13 protein-coding genes are annotated in these 15,755 nt (G+C 65.8%); 1 reads left to right on the top strand and 12 read right to left on the bottom strand.

All coding sequences use genetic code 11. The features are described 5' to 3' along the window. The first annotated feature begins 79 nt into the window (after positions 1-79). On the top strand, positions 80-1,171 hold the full coding sequence (locus tag HUI96_RS17850; protein ID WP_188256030.1) for an LLM class flavin-dependent oxidoreductase: 1,092 nt from the start codon (positions 80-82) through the stop codon (positions 1,169-1,171). 188 nt (positions 1,172-1,359) lie between these two features. Here HUI96_RS17850 and HUI96_RS17855 read toward each other — a convergent pair whose 3' ends face one another. The 12 genes from HUI96_RS17855 to HUI96_RS17910 form a co-directional block, all read right to left on the bottom strand. Continuing rightward, positions 1,360-3,330, bottom strand: coding sequence for a 3-hydroxyacyl-CoA dehydrogenase NAD-binding domain-containing protein (locus HUI96_RS17855; RefSeq protein ID WP_425299229.1), 1,971 nt, complete (start codon positions 3,328-3,330; stop codon positions 1,360-1,362). 7 nt (positions 3,331-3,337) lie between these two features. Continuing rightward, positions 3,338-3,733 carry a RidA family protein gene (locus HUI96_RS17860; protein WP_188256032.1) on the bottom strand — a complete coding sequence of 132 codons (396 nt, stop codon included), beginning with the start codon at positions 3,731-3,733 and terminating at the stop codon, positions 3,338-3,340. A 148-nt stretch (positions 3,734-3,881) separates the two neighbouring features. Next, a complete protein-coding gene (kynA, locus tag HUI96_RS17865) occupies positions 3,882-4,721 on the bottom strand; it encodes a tryptophan 2,3-dioxygenase (RefSeq protein ID WP_188256033.1) in 840 nt (279 codons plus the stop codon). Beyond that, positions 4,718-5,911 (bottom strand): kynureninase, encoded by a 1,194-nt coding sequence (gene kynU, locus HUI96_RS17870; protein WP_188256034.1) that lies wholly within the window; start codon positions 5,909-5,911, stop codon positions 4,718-4,720. The genes kynA and kynU overlap by 4 nt, the downstream gene beginning before the upstream one ends. Before the next feature lie 55 nt (positions 5,912-5,966). Continuing rightward, positions 5,967-7,589 (bottom strand): benzoate-CoA ligase family protein, encoded by a 1,623-nt coding sequence (locus tag HUI96_RS17875; protein ID WP_188256035.1) that lies wholly within the window; start codon positions 7,587-7,589, stop codon positions 5,967-5,969. A gap of 169 nt (positions 7,590-7,758) precedes the next feature. Then, complete coding sequence (locus HUI96_RS17880) at positions 7,759-8,910, bottom strand: acyl-CoA dehydrogenase family protein (protein WP_188256036.1); 1,152 nt, start codon at positions 8,908-8,910, stop codon at positions 7,759-7,761. Between the two features lie 237 nt (positions 8,911-9,147). Then, the gene (locus HUI96_RS17885; protein WP_237684189.1) at positions 9,148-9,966 is read right to left on the bottom strand and encodes an enoyl-CoA hydratase family protein; all 819 of its coding nucleotides are present in this window, start codon (positions 9,964-9,966) and stop codon (positions 9,148-9,150) included. Next, positions 9,963-10,439 (bottom strand): MarR family winged helix-turn-helix transcriptional regulator, encoded by a 477-nt coding sequence (locus tag HUI96_RS17890; RefSeq protein ID WP_188256037.1) that lies wholly within the window; start codon positions 10,437-10,439, stop codon positions 9,963-9,965. Before HUI96_RS17890 ends, HUI96_RS17885 begins: the two co-directional genes overlap by 4 nt. Then, positions 10,433-11,206, bottom strand: a complete 774-nt coding sequence (locus tag HUI96_RS17895; protein WP_188256038.1) for an SDR family NAD(P)-dependent oxidoreductase — start codon at positions 11,204-11,206, stop codon at positions 10,433-10,435. The genes HUI96_RS17890 and HUI96_RS17895 overlap by 7 nt, the downstream gene beginning before the upstream one ends. After that, positions 11,203-13,494: a bifunctional salicylyl-CoA 5-hydroxylase/oxidoreductase gene (locus tag HUI96_RS17900; RefSeq protein ID WP_188256039.1), complete on the bottom strand. Its 2,292-nt coding sequence runs from the start codon at positions 13,492-13,494 to the stop codon at positions 11,203-11,205. Before HUI96_RS17900 ends, HUI96_RS17895 begins: the two co-directional genes overlap by 4 nt. 238 nt (positions 13,495-13,732) lie before the next feature. After that, positions 13,733-14,566 carry an ATP-binding cassette domain-containing protein gene (locus tag HUI96_RS17905; RefSeq protein ID WP_188256040.1) on the bottom strand — a complete coding sequence of 278 codons (834 nt, stop codon included), beginning with the start codon at positions 14,564-14,566 and terminating at the stop codon, positions 13,733-13,735. Further along, positions 14,559-15,437 (bottom strand): ABC transporter ATP-binding protein, encoded by an 879-nt coding sequence (locus tag HUI96_RS17910; RefSeq protein WP_188256041.1) that lies wholly within the window; start codon positions 15,435-15,437, stop codon positions 14,559-14,561. The genes HUI96_RS17905 and HUI96_RS17910 overlap by 8 nt, the downstream gene beginning before the upstream one ends. Between the last annotated feature and the right edge of the window lie 318 nt (positions 15,438-15,755).

Here is a 15,755-nt window from a genome sequence, read left to right on the forward strand (position 1 = left end):
TCACCCGCAATACTCGCTATTTCATGCTTGAACTTTTCTCAGGCGCTCGTAGCGTGGCGTCCGGCGAGGAAACCCCAACATGATCAAACCGCATCCCCTGAGGGGGCCGAACCGGCTGAAGCTCGGCATCTTTTCCACCAATGCCGACGGCGGGCTGGCGATCACCGACGTGCCCGAGCGCTGGCTAGCAAGCTGGAACGACAACCTCACCGCCGCCCAGATCGCCGACCGCGCCGGTCTGGAATTCGTGCTTCCCATCGCCCGCTGGCGCGGTTTCGGTGGCCGCAACAAGGTGCGCGAATGGTCGTTCGAAACCTTCACCTGGGCGGCCGGTCTGGCGGCGGCCACCGAGCAGATCGGCTTGTTCATGACCGTACACGTGCCGCTGGTGCATCCGCTCTATGCAGCCAAGGCGCTCGCCACCGTCGACCACATCAGCCAAGGGCGTGCCGGCCTCAACATCGTCTGCGGCTGGAATCCGAAAGAGTTCGGCATGTTCGGCGTGCCGCTGGTCGAAAAGGGTTATGACCAGGCGGCCGAGTGGATCGACATCGTCGAGCGGCTTTACACGTCCCACGAGCCCTTCGACTTCGACGGTAGCTATTATCAGCTGAAGCAGGCGGTAAGCCGCCCGTCGAGCCTGCAAAAGCCGCGGCCGGTGACGATGAACGCTGCCTTCGGCGGACCGGGCCGCGATTTCGCATCGGCCAAATGCGATTATCTCTTCACCACCTTCTCCGAAATCGCCGAGGCCGGCAGGCATGTCGCCGACATCCGCGAGCGCGCCGACAGGAAGGGTCGCAGCGTCGGCTGTTACACGGTCGCCCATGTGGTGTGCCGCGAAACTGTCGAGGAGGCCGAAGCCTATTACGAGCGCTATGGGGTGACCATGGCCGACCATGCGGCGGTCGACGCGCATATGGCCGGCAAGAATGAATTCTCGCAATCGCATGACCGCAATGCCTACGATCTCTACCGCCAGCGTTTTGCTGGGGGCGCCGGCAGCTATCCGCTGGTCGGCTCGCCGGAGAAGATCGCTGAAGACATGATCCACATCGCCGTACAGGGCTATGAGGGCATCGCGCTCTCCTTCGTGAACTACACGCAGGAGTTGCCCTTCTTCTGCGACCGCGTGCTACCGCTGCTGGAGAGGGCGGGGTATCGGGTGTGAGGCGCGTGGCTGCGCTTGGAAGTCGCTGATCTTCTTGCCGATCAGCTGGCCAAAGAGCCCCTCTCCGTCTCGCCGTGCGGGCTCGCCACCTCTCCCCAGAGGGGCGAGGAAAGGCGCCAGACCGTGCGGCCGTCGCTCCTCTCCCCGCTGGGGAGAGGTGCCGAGCGAAGCGAGGCGGTGAGGGGCCGTCAGCCCCCGCTTACCCCCGCCTGATACATCGGCCCGCCCTTATGTGCCGGAAAACCGTAGCCGTTGATCATCACAAGATCGATGTCGCTCGCCCGCTCGGCGATGCCCTCGGTCAGCAACGCCCGGCCCTCCTCGGCCATGGTGGACAGCAGTCGTGATACGATCTCTGCGTTCGGAATCGGCCTCGCGAGAATGCCTTTCGCGGCGCGTGCGGCTTCGATCATGGCGGTGACGTCCGGATCGACCTGGCGCTTGCCGTCGACATAAACGTACCAACCGCGCCCCGTCTTCTGGCCGAAGCGCCCGGCCTCGCAGAGCCGGTCGGCGATGTCGACATAGCGGACGGAGAGATCGCGCGTGGCTGCCTGCCGTTTGCGCCGGGCCCAGGCGATCTCCAACCCGGCCAGATCGAAGACGGCAAACGGCCCCATCGCGAAACCATAGCCTTCCATCGCGGCATCGATCTCATGCGGCAGAGCGCCCTCTTCGAGCAAGTACTCCGCCTCGCGCCGGTAAGCGGAAAAGATGCGGTTGCCGACAAAGCCCTCGCAAACGCCGCAAACGATCGGCAGCTTGCCGAGCCTCTTCGCCACTGCCAAACCTGTCGCCAGCACATCCGGCGCGGTTTTTGCCCCGCGCACGACCTCGACCAGGCGCATGATATTGGCCGGCGAGAAGAAGTGCATCCCGAGCACGCGCTCAGGCCGGGAAGTTGCGGCGGCGAGCGCATCCGGGTCGAGATAGCTGGTGTTTGTGGCCAGCACCGCATCCGGGCGCACAATGCCATCGAGCTCGCGAAACAGCTTCGTCTTCACCTCGATATCGTCGAACACCGCTTCGATCACCAGATCGGCTGCGGCAAGAGCGTCCAGCCCGTCGGCGATCGTCAGCCGGCCGAGCCGCTCCGAGCGTCCGGCATCGTCGAGGCGGCCCGATTTGACGGCTCGCTCGAGCAGCCCTTCGATCCGCACCCTACCCTTCTGCGCTGCATCGGCTGACTGCTCCACGGCGACAACCCTGTAGCCTGCATCCAGCGCCGCCAGGGCAATGCCCGAGCCCATCAGTCCGAGCCCCGCCACGCCGATGGTTGACACCGGCCGGGGCTCGACGCCCTCCAGTCCGGCAACCTTGGCCGCCGCTCGCTCGGCAAAGAAGACGTGCCGCAATGCCTTCGCCTGGTCGGAATCGCGCAGACGCAAGAAGGTGGCACGCTCTTCGGCGAGCCCCTCGTCCAAGCCGACTTCTCCGGCAAGCCGGACAAGCCGGATCGCCTCCGCGGGCGCGGCCTGGCCGCGGGCCTTGGCGAGAACCTTTGCCGCTGCGGCCTCGGCAGCCTGATCGTCCGCATGCGGGACCTGCAACTGCCCGGTCCGCCGAAGGCTGGAGCCGACCAAAGCGCGGGCCGCACTCGCCGCCGCCTCGATGACATCGGCTTCGGCCAGCCGGTCCACCATGCCCAGCCGCATGGCCTCCTCGGCTCCAGCCATCCGTCCAGTGCCGATCAGCTCGATTGCAGCAGGGATCCCGGTCAGCCGCGGCAGGCGCTGGGTCCCGCCCGCGCCAGGCACGATGCCGAGCTTCACCTCCGGCAGCCCGAGCTTCGCCCCCTTCGCCGCGACCCGAGAATGGCAGGCCAGCGCGAGCTCCAGCCCGCCGCCGAACGCCGCCCCATTGATCGCCGCCACCACGGGTTTCTCGCTCGCCTCGATGGCAGCGACCACCTGCGGCAGGATCGGCTCAGCCATGGGCTTGCCGAACTCGCGAATGTCAGCCCCGCCGACGAAGTTTTTGCCGGCGCCGGTGACCACGACGGCCGTGATCTCCCTGCTCGTGTGCGCATGTTCGACCGCCGCCGCCAGCCCCGCCCGCATCTCGGCGGATGCCGCGTTCACCGGTGGGTTGTCGATCGTGATGACGAGGACGCCATCGGCAATGTGGCCGGTCACGGTTTCGGAAAAGCTGATGGTCATTCCCATCTCAATCCGGCAGCACCGCGATGGCCTGGATCTCGACCTTGGCGCGCTCCTCGACCAGTGCGACGACCTGCATGGCCGCCATGGCCGGGAAGTGCCGGCCGATCACCTCGCGATAGGCCTGCCCGATACCCTTGAGGCTGGCGAGGTACTCCGCGCGGTCGGTGAAGTACCAGGTCATCGAGGTGATATGCTGCGGCTCGGCGCCTGCCGACTTCAGCACGTCAACGACATTCTGCAGGGTCTGGCGGACCTGCCCGACCAGATCGTCGGTTTCGAACTGGCACTGCGGATTCCAGCCGACTTGGCCCGCGACATAGATCTGGCGGCCCCTGGCCATCACCCCGTTCGCGTAACCCGCCGGCTTTGCCCAGCCCTCCGGCTGCAGGATCTCATGCATCATATATCCCCAGATTGCCCTTATCGCTTAGACCGAAATGACTTCTCTTCGAGTCGTCATTCGATCTAGGCTCTTGTTTCTGCCGCATGATCTTCTCCGAAAAGTCTGCAACTTTTTGCTGCGCTGACCTTCGGTTCGGGATCATGCTCTAAAGCTCGGTCCGCACTTTCCAGAGTTCCGGAAAGAGCTGCACCTCGAGCATCCGGCGCAGATAGGACACGCCGGCCGTCCCGCCGGTGCCGCGCTTCAGGCCGATGATCCGCTCGACTGTGGTGACGTGATTGAAGCGCCAGCGGCGGAAATAGTCCTCGAAGTCGACCAGCTTCTCGGCCAGTTCATAGAGCGCCCAGTGCTCGCCGGGCGCGGCATAGATTATCTTCCACGCCGCACGCACCGCATCGCTTTCGGCGCGCGTTTCGCGCCAGTCGGTCCGCCGCGCCTCGTCGCCGATGTCGAACCCTTTGCGGGCGAGCAGGAGCAGCGCCTCGTCATAAAGGCTGGGCTGCGAGAGGATCGCCTCCAGTTCGGCCATCACCTCCGCGCGGTGCTGATGCGGCCCCAGCATTGCGAGGTTGCGGTTACCGGCGAGGAACTCGATCGCGCGGTACTGCCAGGACTGGAACCCCGACGACTGGCCGAGCGAGCCGCGGAACTCGGTATATTCGCTGGGCGTCATCGTCCGCAGCACGTCCCAGGCATTGTTCAGCTGCTCGAAGATGCGCGCCACGCGGGTCAGCATCTTGAAGGCGGGCTGCAGATCGTCGCTCCGGATCGCCCGCATCGCCGAGCGGATCTCGTGGATGGCAAGCTTCATCCAAAGCTCGGAGGTCTGGTGCTGGATGATGAACAGGAGTTCGTCATGGGCGGTGGACAGCGGCTGCTGCGCTCCGAGCACCCGGTCGAGCATCAGATAGTCGCTATAGGACATACGTTCCTGGAACGACATTTCCGCCCCTTCCTGGACGGGATCGTAGGGCTTGGCGCTCATGTCACCGCCGCCTTTCGCATGTATTCCGGGCGGTCCCAGAGCCGGTCCGCCATGATGCCGGCGAGGATGTCGACCGCCTTCAGCACGTCGTCACGGCCGAGATAGAGCGGCGTCAGGCCGAAGCGGACGATATCGGGCGCCCGGAAGTCGCCGATGACGCCGCGCGCGATCAGCGCCTGCATGATTGCATAGCCCTGCTCGTGACGGAACGAGACCTGGCTGCCGCGCCGAGAGCCGTCCCGGGGGGAGGCCAGCGTGAGTTCGGGACAGCGCGCCTCCACCTCGCGGATGAACAGGTCGCCGAGATCGACGGAGGCCTTGCGCACGTCTTCGATGGACACGCCGTCCCAGACGTCCAGCGCCGCCTCCAGCGCGGTCAGCGCGATCACCGGCGGCGTGCCGCAGCGCATGCGTTCGATGCCGCGGCCCGGGCGGTAATCGAGATCGAAGGCGAACGGCGCCTCGTGGCCCATCCAGCCGGAAAGCGCCGGACGTGCGATTTCCGTATGCTGCGGCGCTACGTAGATGAAGGCAGGTGCCCCCGGGCCGCCGTTGAGATATTTGTAGGTGCAGCCGATAGCGAAGTCCGCTCCCACGGCCGTAAGGTCGACCGGCAGCGCGCCGGCCGAATGCGCGAGGTCCCAGATCATTAGGGCGCCAACCTCGCGTGCCTTTTTGGTGAGCCGCCCCATGTCGTGCAGACGCCCGGAGCGATAATCGACCTCGGTGAGCATAACGGCGGCGACGGTCTCGTCGATCGCGTCTTCCACCTCCTCCGGCTCGACCACTTTCAGGACGTGTCCTTGCGCCAGCGAACCGAGCAGCCCCTGCGCCATGTAGAGGTCGGAGGGGAAATTGCCGCTGTCGGACAGCACGACCTTACGGTCCGGCCTGAGTTCCAGCGCCGAGGCGAGCGCCTGGTAGACCTTTATCGACAGCGTATCGCCCATCACGACGGTGCCCTCGGGCGCGCCGATCAGCCGGCCGATACGGTCCCCCACCCTGCGCGGCTGCACGTACCAGCCCGCGCTATTCCAGCCACGGATCAGCTGCTCGCCCCATTCCGCGCTCAGCATTTTTGCCACCCGCTCACCGGCCGCAATCGGCAGCGGCCCGAGCGAATTGCCGTCCATGTAGACGACGCCTTCGGGGATATGGAATTGGGCGCGGGTTTTGGTGAAGTCGGTCATGCGGGGACATTCTCCTGACGGGCAATTTGCGCCTTATGACGAGGATGATCGCCCATCATCCCTCCTCCCTCAGCCTGAAGCGCTGGATCTTGCCGGTCTGCGTCTTGGGCAAGGACTCCCTGAACTTGATCGAGCGCGGGTATTTGTAGGGCGCGATCGTCGCCTTCACGTGGTCCTGCAGGAGCTTGCGCGTCAGGTCGTCGGCCCCCACGCCGTCGGCCAGGACTACATGCGCCTCGACGATCTGGCCGCGTGCCTCGTCGGCAACGCCGATCACCGCGCATTCCGTGACATGAATATGGGCAAGGAGCGCTGCTTCGACCTCGGGGCCGGCGATATTGTAGCCGGACGAGATGATCATGTCGTCCGAACGCGCAGCGAAGCGGAAGAAACCTTCCTCGTCCTGGATGAAGGAGTCGCCGGTGAGATTCCAGCTATTGCGCACATAGTTGCGCTGGCGCTCGTCGGCCAGATAGCGGCAGCCGGTCGGGCCGCGCACCGCGAGCCGGCCGATCGTGCCGCGCGGCACTTCCCTCATCTCTTCATCGACGATCCGCGCCTCATAGCCGGTGACCGGGCGGCCGGTACGGCCCGGAGCCATGTCGGAGAGGCGGTTTGAGATGAAGATATGCAGCATCTCCGTGGATCCGATCCCGTCCAGGATCGCCTTGCCGGTCTTTTTCGTCCAGGCCTCGAACACGGGGGCCGGAAGCGTCTCCCCCGCCGAGACCGCGATCCTCAGCGACGACAGGTCGGCGCCCTCCTCCATCGCCTGCAGCATGGCGCGGTAGGCGGTCGGCGCGGTAAAACTGATCGTCGCGCGGTATTTCTCGATGATCTCGACCATGTTCGGCGGCGTGGCGTTTTCGAGCAGCGTCGCCGCGGCGCCGAAGCGCAACGGGAAGATCGCCAGGCCGCCGAGGCCGAAGGTGAAGGCGAGCGGCGGCGAGCCGACGAAGACGTCGTCCGGCGTGACGCCGAGCACCTCCTTCGCATAGCCGTCGGCGATGATCAGAAGGTCGCGGTGGAAATGCATCGTCGCCTTCGGCACGCCGGTCGTGCCGGAGGTGAAGGCGAGCAGCGCGACATCGTCGCGCCCGGTCCGCACAGCCTCGAAGCGCACGGATTTGTCGAGCGCGGCTCGGTCCAGCTCCGCGTCGTGGTTGGCGGTGCCGTCGAAGCCGACCACCTGTTTCAGGAACCGACTGTCCTTGGCGCAGGCGACCATCTCGTCCATCAGGCGCGTATCGCAGAGCGCGAGCGAGATTTCGGCCTTGTCGACGATCTTGGCGAGTTCGCCGGCCCTCAGCATCGGCATTGTGTTGACCACCACCGCGCCGGCCTTGGTCGCAGCCAGCCAGCAGGCGACCATCGCCGGATTGTTGGCCGAGCGTATCAGCACGCGGTTGCCCGGCTTGACGCCATAGTTTTCGACCAGCGCATGCGCGAGCCGGTTGGTCCAGTCCGACAGTTCCTTATAGGTGCGCCGCCGGCCGTTGCCGATCAGCGCGGTGCGGTCACCGAACCCTTTTTCGACCAGCCGATCAGTAAGCTCGGCGCCGGCATTGAGGTATTCCGGATAGTCAAAGCCCTGCATGAGCAAGTCTGGCCATTGGTCGGCCGGCGGAAGGTTGTCGCGCGTGAACGTGTCGAGATGGGCGGAGGGGCCGAGGGTCATGGCGCGACTGCCCTCTCCCCCCTCGAGGGGGAGATGGCCGCGAAGCGGCCAGAGGGGGTTGCCTCAGGAGGAGACGCCAATGGAACGCCGGCGCACGGCATGGACCTACCCCTCCCGCCTCGCTCCGCTCGGCACCCTCCCCTCAAGGAGGAGGGAAACGCCTGCACCATCATCTCTCTCCTCCCATGACCTGCCTGGCGATCACCACCTTCTGCACGTCCGACGCACCCTCGTAGATGCGCAAGGCCCGGATCTCCCGGTAGAGGCTCTCCACGATGTGGCCCTTGCGCACGCCGTCGCCGCCATGCAGTTGCACGGCTTTGTCGATCACCTCCTGCGCCTTGTCCGTGGCGAAGAGTTTCGCCATGGCGGCCTCGCGCGTCACCCGCGCCGCGCCCATGTCCTTGGTCCACGCGGCGCGGTAGACGAGCAGCGCGGCCGCATCGACGTCGAGCGCCATGTCGGCGATGTGACCCTGCACCATCTGCAATTCGGCCATGGGTGCGCCGAACAGCTGCCGGGCGGCGGCGCGCTTCACGCTCTCGTCCAGCGCGCGGCGCGCAAAGCCCAGTGCCGCCGCGCCGACGGTCGAGCGGAACACGTCGAGCACGGACATGGCGATCTTGAACCCCTCGCCGGGCTTGCCGATCATCGCAGCAGCGGGGACGCGCACCTCGTCGAAACGCAGGCGCGCAAGCGGATGCGGCGCGATGACCTCCAGGCGCTCGGCGATCGCCAAGCCGGCTGCGTCGCCCGGCACCAGAAAGGCGGAAATGCCCCTAGCCCCCGGCGCCTCGCCGGTGCGGGCAAAGACGACGTAGATATCGGCAATGCCGCCATTGGAAATCCACGTCTTCTCGCCTGAGAGGACATACGAGTCGCCGTCGCGCCGTGCCGCCATGTCCATGCTGGCGACGTCGGAACCCGAGCGCGGCTCGGAAAGCGCGAAGGCTGAGATAGCCTTTCCGGCCCGTGTCTTTTCCAGCCATGCCCGCTGCTCGGGCGTGCCGAACAGGCTGATCGCGCCGGTGCCCAGCCCCTGCATGGCGAAGGCGAAGTCCGCCAACCCGTCATGGCGCGCCAGCGTCTCGCGCGTGATGCAGAGCGTACGCACGTCGAGCGGCGCGGAATCAGCAGGATCGACCGCCGTCGGCTTCAGCCAGCCGTCCGCACCCAGCTTCGCAACCAACTCGCGGCAGGCGGCGTCGACGTCATGATGGTCGACCGGGAGGTTCTTTTCGCACCACGCCTCCAGCCGCTCGGCATGTTCGCGATGGCGGTCCTCGAAGAAGGGCCAGGAGAGGAAGGAGCGGTCAGGCATCTTGTCCAAGCCTCCACTTGACAGTTTGCGCCCCTTCGCGCCCCCCTCTGTCCTGCCGGACATCTCCCCCACGAGGGGGGAGATTTGCCGGCCGCATCGATTCCGCTATTCGCCAACGTTGAAGGTTGGCGAAATCATTGACGACAGCCGATCTCCCCCCTTGTGGGGGAGATGTCCGGCAGGACAGAGGGGGGCGCTGTCCCGCCAACCTGCCAACGTCCAGAAGGGGCGTCATCCTCAATCCCCTTCAAACACGGGCTTTTCCTTGGCCACGAACGCCCGGTAGGCGCGCTCGAAGTCGCGGGTCTGCATGCAGATCGCCTGAGCCTGCGCCTCCGCCTCGATCGCCTGGTCGAGGCCCATCGACCATTCCTGGTTGAGCTGGGTCTTGGTGATGCCGTGCGCGAAGGTCGGTCCGGCGACGATGCGCCTTGCAAGCTCCAGGGCCTCCGCCTCCAGGGAATCGGCATCGATCAACCGGTTGTAAAACCCCCAGCGATCGCCCTCCTCAGCCGACATGGTGCGGCCGGTGTAGAGAAGCTCCGCCGCCCTGCCCTGCCCGATGATGCGCGGAAGCATCGCGCAGGCGCCCATGTCGCAGCCGGCGAGGCCGACGCGGGTGAACAGAAATCCGGTCTTCGCCTCGGGCGTTGCGAGGCGGATGTCGGAGGCCATTGCGATGATCGCGCCGGCGCCGACCGCGACCCCGTCGACCGCCGTGATGATCGGCTTGCCGCAATTGAGCATCGCCTTGACCAGGTCGCCGGTCATACGGGTGAAGGCCAGCAACTGCTTCATGTCCATGTCGACCAGCGGCCCGATGATCTCGTGGACATCGCCGCCCGAGCAGAAGTTTCCGCCATTGGGCAGGAAAACCACGGCGTCGACATCATCCGCATAGACGAGGTCGCGAAAAGTGTCGCGCAGTTCGGCATAGGATTCGAAGGTCAGCGGATTCTTGCGCTCGGGACGGTTTAGGCGCACCTGCGCCACCCGGTCCTCGACGGTCCAGAGGAAATGCTTCGGGCTGAGCCCCGCCAGTTGCTTGGCCATCATTCCTTGCCCTCCCAATTGCTGCGGAAGGATTTGAGCATGTTCGCCAGGCGCCGCGTCTCTTCCTCGCTGACGCCGCCCAGTAGTTCGCCAATCCAGGCCTCGTGCGCAGCCGCCATCCTGCGGAACAGCGCGATGCCCTCCTCGGTGAGCCGCACCATGGACGTTCGACGGTCGCCGTTGCGCCGCGAGCGCGTGACCAGCCCGTCGGAAACCAGCCGGTCGACGATGCCGGTGATGTTGCCGTTCGAGACGAGAAGGAAGCGCGACAGATCGCTCATCAGCATGCCTTCGGGCGCCCGGTAGAGTGCCGCCATCACGTCGAAGCGCGGCAGCGTGGTGTCGAAGTCGCGCTTCAGCCTTTCGCGCAGTTCCGCCTCGATGGTGCGCGAGGCGCGCAGCAGCCGGATCCAAAGGCGCAGGCGCTCCTTGCCGTCCTTCGAGATCTCGGGCGCGGAAAGCGGCGCGCTCACCATGTCTCGCCTCCTGAAACTGAAATCGCCTGGCCTGTGACCGAGCGCGCCTGCTCGCCGCAGAGCCACAGCACGGTGGCTGCCACCTCGTCGGGCTGGATGAACCGGCCTTGCGGATTGACGGCGGCAAGGTTTTCGCGCGCCGCTTCGGCGCTGCGCCCGGTCTTTTCGACGATGCGCGCGACCGACTCGTCGAGCATGTCGGTCTCGACGAAGCCGGGGCAGACGGCGTTCACAGTCACGCCGCTCTTCGCCGTCTCGGCAGCGAGCGCTCGCATCAGGCCCACCACGCCGTGCTTGGCCGCCACATAGGCGGACACGTAGGGATAGCCTTTCAGCCCTGCCGTGGAGGCAATGAAGACGATGCGGCCCTTTTTCCGCGCCGTCATGCCGGAGAGCGCCGGCTTTACCGTCAGGAAAGCCCCGGTGAGATTGACGTCGAGCATCCGCCGCCATTCCGAGAGCGGCGTGCGATGGGCCGGTGCGCTGATGGCAGAGCCGGCATTGGCCACGACGATGTCGAACGGCCCGCGCTCGGCCTCCGCCTTCTCGTAGAGGCCTGACACTTGGTCCTCGTCGGTCACGTCCGCGGCGAGCGCGAAGATGCGGTCGGACTGCTCCGCCACTTCGGCAAGCTGCGCCTCGCGTCGCCCGCAGATGGTGACGTCCACGCCGGCGCCCGCGAGCGCCAGCGCGACAGCCTTGCCGACACCCGACCCGCCGCCGGTGACAAGCGCGTGGCGGAAGGGGATCATGGGAGCACCACTCATACCTTCAGCCCCATGGTCGCGTTGCGCTCGGCGAGCCGGTACATCTGGTCGCGGCCGCGCAGATAGGGATCGGGCCACTTCACCTCGCGGTCGTTGAGCGTGACCGCCGCGTGCAGCATCCAGTAGGGATCGGAGAGGTGCGGGCGGGCTAGGCAGACGAGGTCGGCACGGCCCGCCATGAGGATGGAATTGACATGGTCCGGCTCATAGATGTTGCCCACTGCCATCGTCGCCATCCCGGTCTCGTTGCGGATGCGGTCGGAAAACGGCGTCTGGAACATGCGGCCATAGACGGGCCTTGCCTCGATCGTGGTCTGGCCCGCCGAGACGTCGCAGATGTCGACGCCGGCCGCCTGCAGCATGCGCGCGATCTCGACCGCATCGGCCGGCGTCACGCCTTCATCACCGACCCAGTCGTTGGCGGAGATGCGCACGGAGATCGGCTTCTCCACCGGCCAGACGGCGCGGATCGCGTGGAAGATCTCGAGGGGATAGCGGATCCGGTTCTCGAGCGACCCGCCATATTCGTCGGTGCGCCGATTGGTCAGCGGCGTGATGAAGGAGGAGAGCAGGTAGCCGTGCGCGGCATGGATCTCCAGCATGTCGAAGCCTGAGCGCTCCGCCATCTCGGCCGAGGCGACGAATTGCTCGCGCACCATGTCCATGTCGGCGCGTGTCATCGCGCGGGGCACTTGGTTGCGCGGCGACCAAGGTACGTCGGACACCGACATGACCGGCCAGTTGCCCTCGGCAAGCGGCGCGTCGCCTTCCTCCCAGCCAAGTTGCGTTGAGCCCTTCGGGCCGGAGTGGCCGACCTGGGCGCAGATCTTCGCCTCGGTCTCGCGGTGCACGAAATCCACCAGCCGCTTCCAGGCCACCTCATGCTCGGGGGCATAGAAACCTGGGCAGCCCGGCGTAATGCGGCCTTCCGGGCTGACGCAGGTCATCTCGATGTAGACGAGCCCTGCACCGCCCTTGGCGCGTTCCGCGTAGTGGGAAAAGTGCCAGTCGGTCGGACAGCCGTCGATGGCCTTATACTGCGCCATCGGCGAGACCACGACGCGGTTCTTGAGCTTGAGCTCGCGCAATTGAAACGGCGCGAACATCGGCGCTCGCCTCACATTGCCGGCGCTGCCGGAGCGGCGGTGGAACCAGGCTTCGGCATCGCCCAGCCATTCGGGATCGCGCAACCTCAGGTTCTCGTGGCTGATGCGCTGCGAGCGGGTCAGCAGCGAATAATTGAACTGCACGGGATCGAGATGGAGATAGCGCTCGACCTCCTCGAACCATTCGAGCGAATTGCGCGCGGCCGACTGCAGCTTCAAGACCTCGGTGCGGCGCGCGCTCTCGTATTTGTCGAACGCAGCGGCCAGCGTCGGCTCGGAGTGCACGTAGTCAGCCAGCGCCACGGCGCTTTCCAGCGCGAGCTTGGTGCCCGAGCCGATCGAGAAATGCGCACTCGCCGCTGCATCGCCCATCAGCGCCAAATTCTTGTGCGACCAGCGTTCGCAAAGCACGCGCGGAAAGTTTAACCAGGCCGAACCGCGGAGGTGGTTCGCGTTCGACACCAAGGGATGGCCGCCGAGATGCTTGGCGAAGATCTTTTCGCAGGCGGCGATCGACTCTTCCTTGGTCATGTCGCCGAAGCCGAACTTGTCCCAGGTCTCCTGGCTGCATTCGACGATGAAGGTCGCAGTGTCGGGATCGAACTGGTAGGCGTGCGCCCACACCCAGCCGTGCTCGGTCTCCTCGAAGATGAAGGTGAAGGCGTCGTCGAACTTCTGGTGCGTTCCTAGCCAGACGAACTTGCACTTGCGTACGTCAATGTCGGGCTTGAAGACCTCGGCAAAGGCGGCGCGCGAGCGCGAGTTCAACCCATCCGCCGCCACCACGAGGTCGTGGGTCTCCATGTACGGCCCGGGGTCCGGCGCCTCGGTCTCGAAGACGAGATTTATGCCGAGTTCGCGGGCGCGCCTCTGGAGGAGCAGCAGCAGCCGCTTGCGGCCGATGCCGCAGAAACCGTGGCCCGTTGAGACGGTGCGCACCCCCTTGTGGATGACGGCGATGTCGTCCCAATATGCGAAATAGCGCCGGATCCAGACCGCGCTGACGGGATCGTTCTTATGAAGGTTGTCGAGCGTCTCGGCCGACAGCACGACGCCCCAGCCGAAGGTATCGTCGGGCCGGTTGCGCTCGACCACGGTGATGTCGTGGGCGGAGTCGCGAAGCTTCATCGATATGGCGAAGTAGAGGCCGGCCGGGCCACCGCCGAGAACCGCTACCTTCATCGCGATCTCCTCCTCGCGTTCGATCCACTATCGCGCCGGACGATGATTATTTCAAGCTTGAAATTTCAGGATTGAAGCGTTTTGTCTCACATGCTCCGAGGTGCGTCCTTCGAGGCTCGGCCCGCCGAGTCACAGATTTACCGTATCGAAGCAGTGCGGGCCCGCATCGCGGCGAAAAAAATCGGGAAAAAGCATAGCGGGGCGAGCCTCGAAGGACGCACCTCGCTCCTGCAGCACCTTACCCCCTTCTCCCGACAGACACTGCCCCAAGCCACTCCGGATCGACCTCCGGCAGCGGGATCGCCGCGATCAGTTCCCGCGTATAGGCATGGGCCGGACCATCGAAGATCGCCTCGGTCGGTCCGGCCTCGACGATCTCTCCCTGCCGCATCACGATGACCTGCCGGCATAGCCTCCGGATCACCGAGAGGTCATGGCTGATGAAGGCGACGGTCAGGCCCATCTCGTCCGCCAGTCTTTCCAACAGCGTGAGGATCTGCGCCTGGGTGGAGACGTCGAGGCCCGAGACGATCTCGTCGGCCAGCACGAATTTCGGCTCGAGCGCCAGTGCTCGCGCTATGCCGACGCGCTGGCGCTGGCCTCCCGACAGTTCGTGGCGATAACGGCTCGCAAAACTCGCCGGCAGGCCGACCCGCTTCAGCGCCTCGGCGACCCTGTCACGAAGATTGTCGCCCATCCCGTTCTGCTTCAGCGGCGCGGCGATGATCGCACCGATGGTGCGGCGCGGATTGAGCGACGACATCGGGTCCTGAAAGATCATCTGCAGGTCGCGCCGCAGCGGCCTCAGTTCCGCCTCGGCAAGATGCGTGATGTCGCGGTCCTCGAAGACGACGCTTCCGCCGGTGGGTTCGATCAGACGCACCAGCGCGCGCCCGAGCGTCGACTTCCCGGAGCCGGACTCGCCGACGATACCGGTGACGGAGCGCGCCGGCAGGTCGAAATCAAAACCCTTCAGGATCTCGGCCAGGGGCGCGCGGCCGAACAACGGCTTGCGCGTCATGTCCGGCAGCGCGACCTTCAGCCCGCGCACGCGGAAGAGGGCGTCAGCCATGCGGCGCTCTCCAGTCCCGGTCGGCGGCCGCGATCTCCTCGGCAAGCCCGGCCAGGACGGCATCATCGACAGGCTTCAGGGATGCGAGCGGATCGGTGTAGCGCGGCGTCGCGGCCATCAGAGCGCGTGTGTACGGGTGACGCGGCGCGGCGAACAGCGCGGCCGTGTCCGCCTCCTCCGCGACCTTGCCAGCATAGAGCACCGTCACCTTCTGGCTGATCTTGGCGACCACGCCGAGATCATGCGTGACGAACAGGATCGCCGTGCCATGCTCCCGCTGCAAGGCGGCGATCAGCCTGAGGATCTGCTTCTGGACCGTGACGTCGAGCGCCGTGGTCGGCTCGTCGGCGACGATCAGCCGGGGCTCGGCGGCGAAGGCAGCGGCGATCAGCACGCGCTGCCGCATGCCGCCCGAAAGCTCATGCGGATAGGCGCGCAGGACCCGCTCCGCATCGCGGATCTGCACCTCGTCCAGCAGCTGGCGCACGCGCGCGTCCGCCTTGGCTGCGTCCCAGCCGAGAATCTTCGTCAGCCGGTCGGTCATCTGCGGCCCGATCCGGCGCGATGGGTTGAGCGCCGTCAGCGGGTCCTGGGGGATCAGCGCGGTGCGGGCTCCGATGAGGGTGCGGCGCTGTTTGGGAGACAAACCACCAAGCTCGGTGCCCTCGATGGCGATCCGGCCCTCGGCTACCCGCACGCTCGGCGGCAGCACGCCAAGCACCGCCTTGCCGATCATGCTCTTGCCTGCGCCGCTCTCGCCGACCAGCGCCCGCACCTCGCCGGGATGAACGGCGAGTGAGACCGAACGCAGGACGCGCAGGCCGTTCGGCAGGGTGGCGCTGAGGTTGGAAATTTCGAGGGCGGGAGTCATGGAACCTGCCAGCCCTTTCCGTCGCCATAGGCGGTCGTCAATTGTGCCTGTAGGCGAGGAATATCCATTCCGATAAGTGGCTGCTTTGCCGGTCTGAGTTCTGCCTCTGCTTTGTTTCCTCGACTCCGAGGCATGGATTCCCGACACTCTCCGCTTCGCTTCGCTCGCTCACGAAGTCGGGAATGACGATTCCCATGTTCCGCTTCAGCTAGTCGCCGAGGTTGGTGATTAGCTGTGAGGCCGGTGAGGGTCGTCATTCCCGACCTCGTGAGCGAGCGAAGCGAAGCGGGAAGTGTCGGGAATCCATGCCTCGGAGGT

It is taken from the genome of Pseudaminobacter soli (ex Zhang et al. 2022) (assembly GCF_014595955.1).
Taxonomy (GTDB): domain Bacteria; phylum Pseudomonadota; class Alphaproteobacteria; order Rhizobiales; family Rhizobiaceae; genus Kumtagia; species Kumtagia pseudosoli.

Coding starts and splice junctions, on each gene's coding strand:
- HUI96_RS17850 (WP_188256030.1), top strand. CDS start 80: ATGATCAAACCGCATCCCCTGAGGGGGCCGAACCGGCTGAAGCTCGGC.
- HUI96_RS17855 (WP_425299229.1), bottom strand. CDS start 3,330: ATGACCATCAGCTTTTCCGAAACCGTGACCGGCCACATTGCCGATGGC.
- HUI96_RS17860 (WP_188256032.1), bottom strand. CDS start 3,733: ATGCATGAGATCCTGCAGCCGGAGGGCTGGGCAAAGCCGGCGGGTTAC.
- kynA (WP_188256033.1), bottom strand. CDS start 4,721: ATGAGCGCCAAGCCCTACGATCCCGTCCAGGAAGGGGCGGAAATGTCG.
- kynU (WP_188256034.1), bottom strand. CDS start 5,911: ATGACCGACTTCACCAAAACCCGCGCCCAATTCCATATCCCCGAAGGC.
- HUI96_RS17875 (WP_188256035.1), bottom strand. CDS start 7,589: ATGACCCTCGGCCCCTCCGCCCATCTCGACACGTTCACGCGCGACAAC.
- HUI96_RS17880 (WP_188256036.1), bottom strand. CDS start 8,910: ATGCCTGACCGCTCCTTCCTCTCCTGGCCCTTCTTCGAGGACCGCCAT.
- HUI96_RS17885 (WP_237684189.1), bottom strand. CDS start 9,966: ATGATGGCCAAGCAACTGGCGGGGCTCAGCCCGAAGCATTTCCTCTGG.
- HUI96_RS17890 (WP_188256037.1), bottom strand. CDS start 10,439: ATGGTGAGCGCGCCGCTTTCCGCGCCCGAGATCTCGAAGGACGGCAAG.
- HUI96_RS17895 (WP_188256038.1), bottom strand. CDS start 11,206: ATGAGTGGTGCTCCCATGATCCCCTTCCGCCACGCGCTTGTCACCGGC.
- HUI96_RS17900 (WP_188256039.1), bottom strand. CDS start 13,494: ATGAAGGTAGCGGTTCTCGGCGGTGGCCCGGCCGGCCTCTACTTCGCC.
- HUI96_RS17905 (WP_188256040.1), bottom strand. CDS start 14,566: ATGGCTGACGCCCTCTTCCGCGTGCGCGGGCTGAAGGTCGCGCTGCCG.
- HUI96_RS17910 (WP_188256041.1), bottom strand. CDS start 15,437: ATGACTCCCGCCCTCGAAATTTCCAACCTCAGCGCCACCCTGCCGAAC.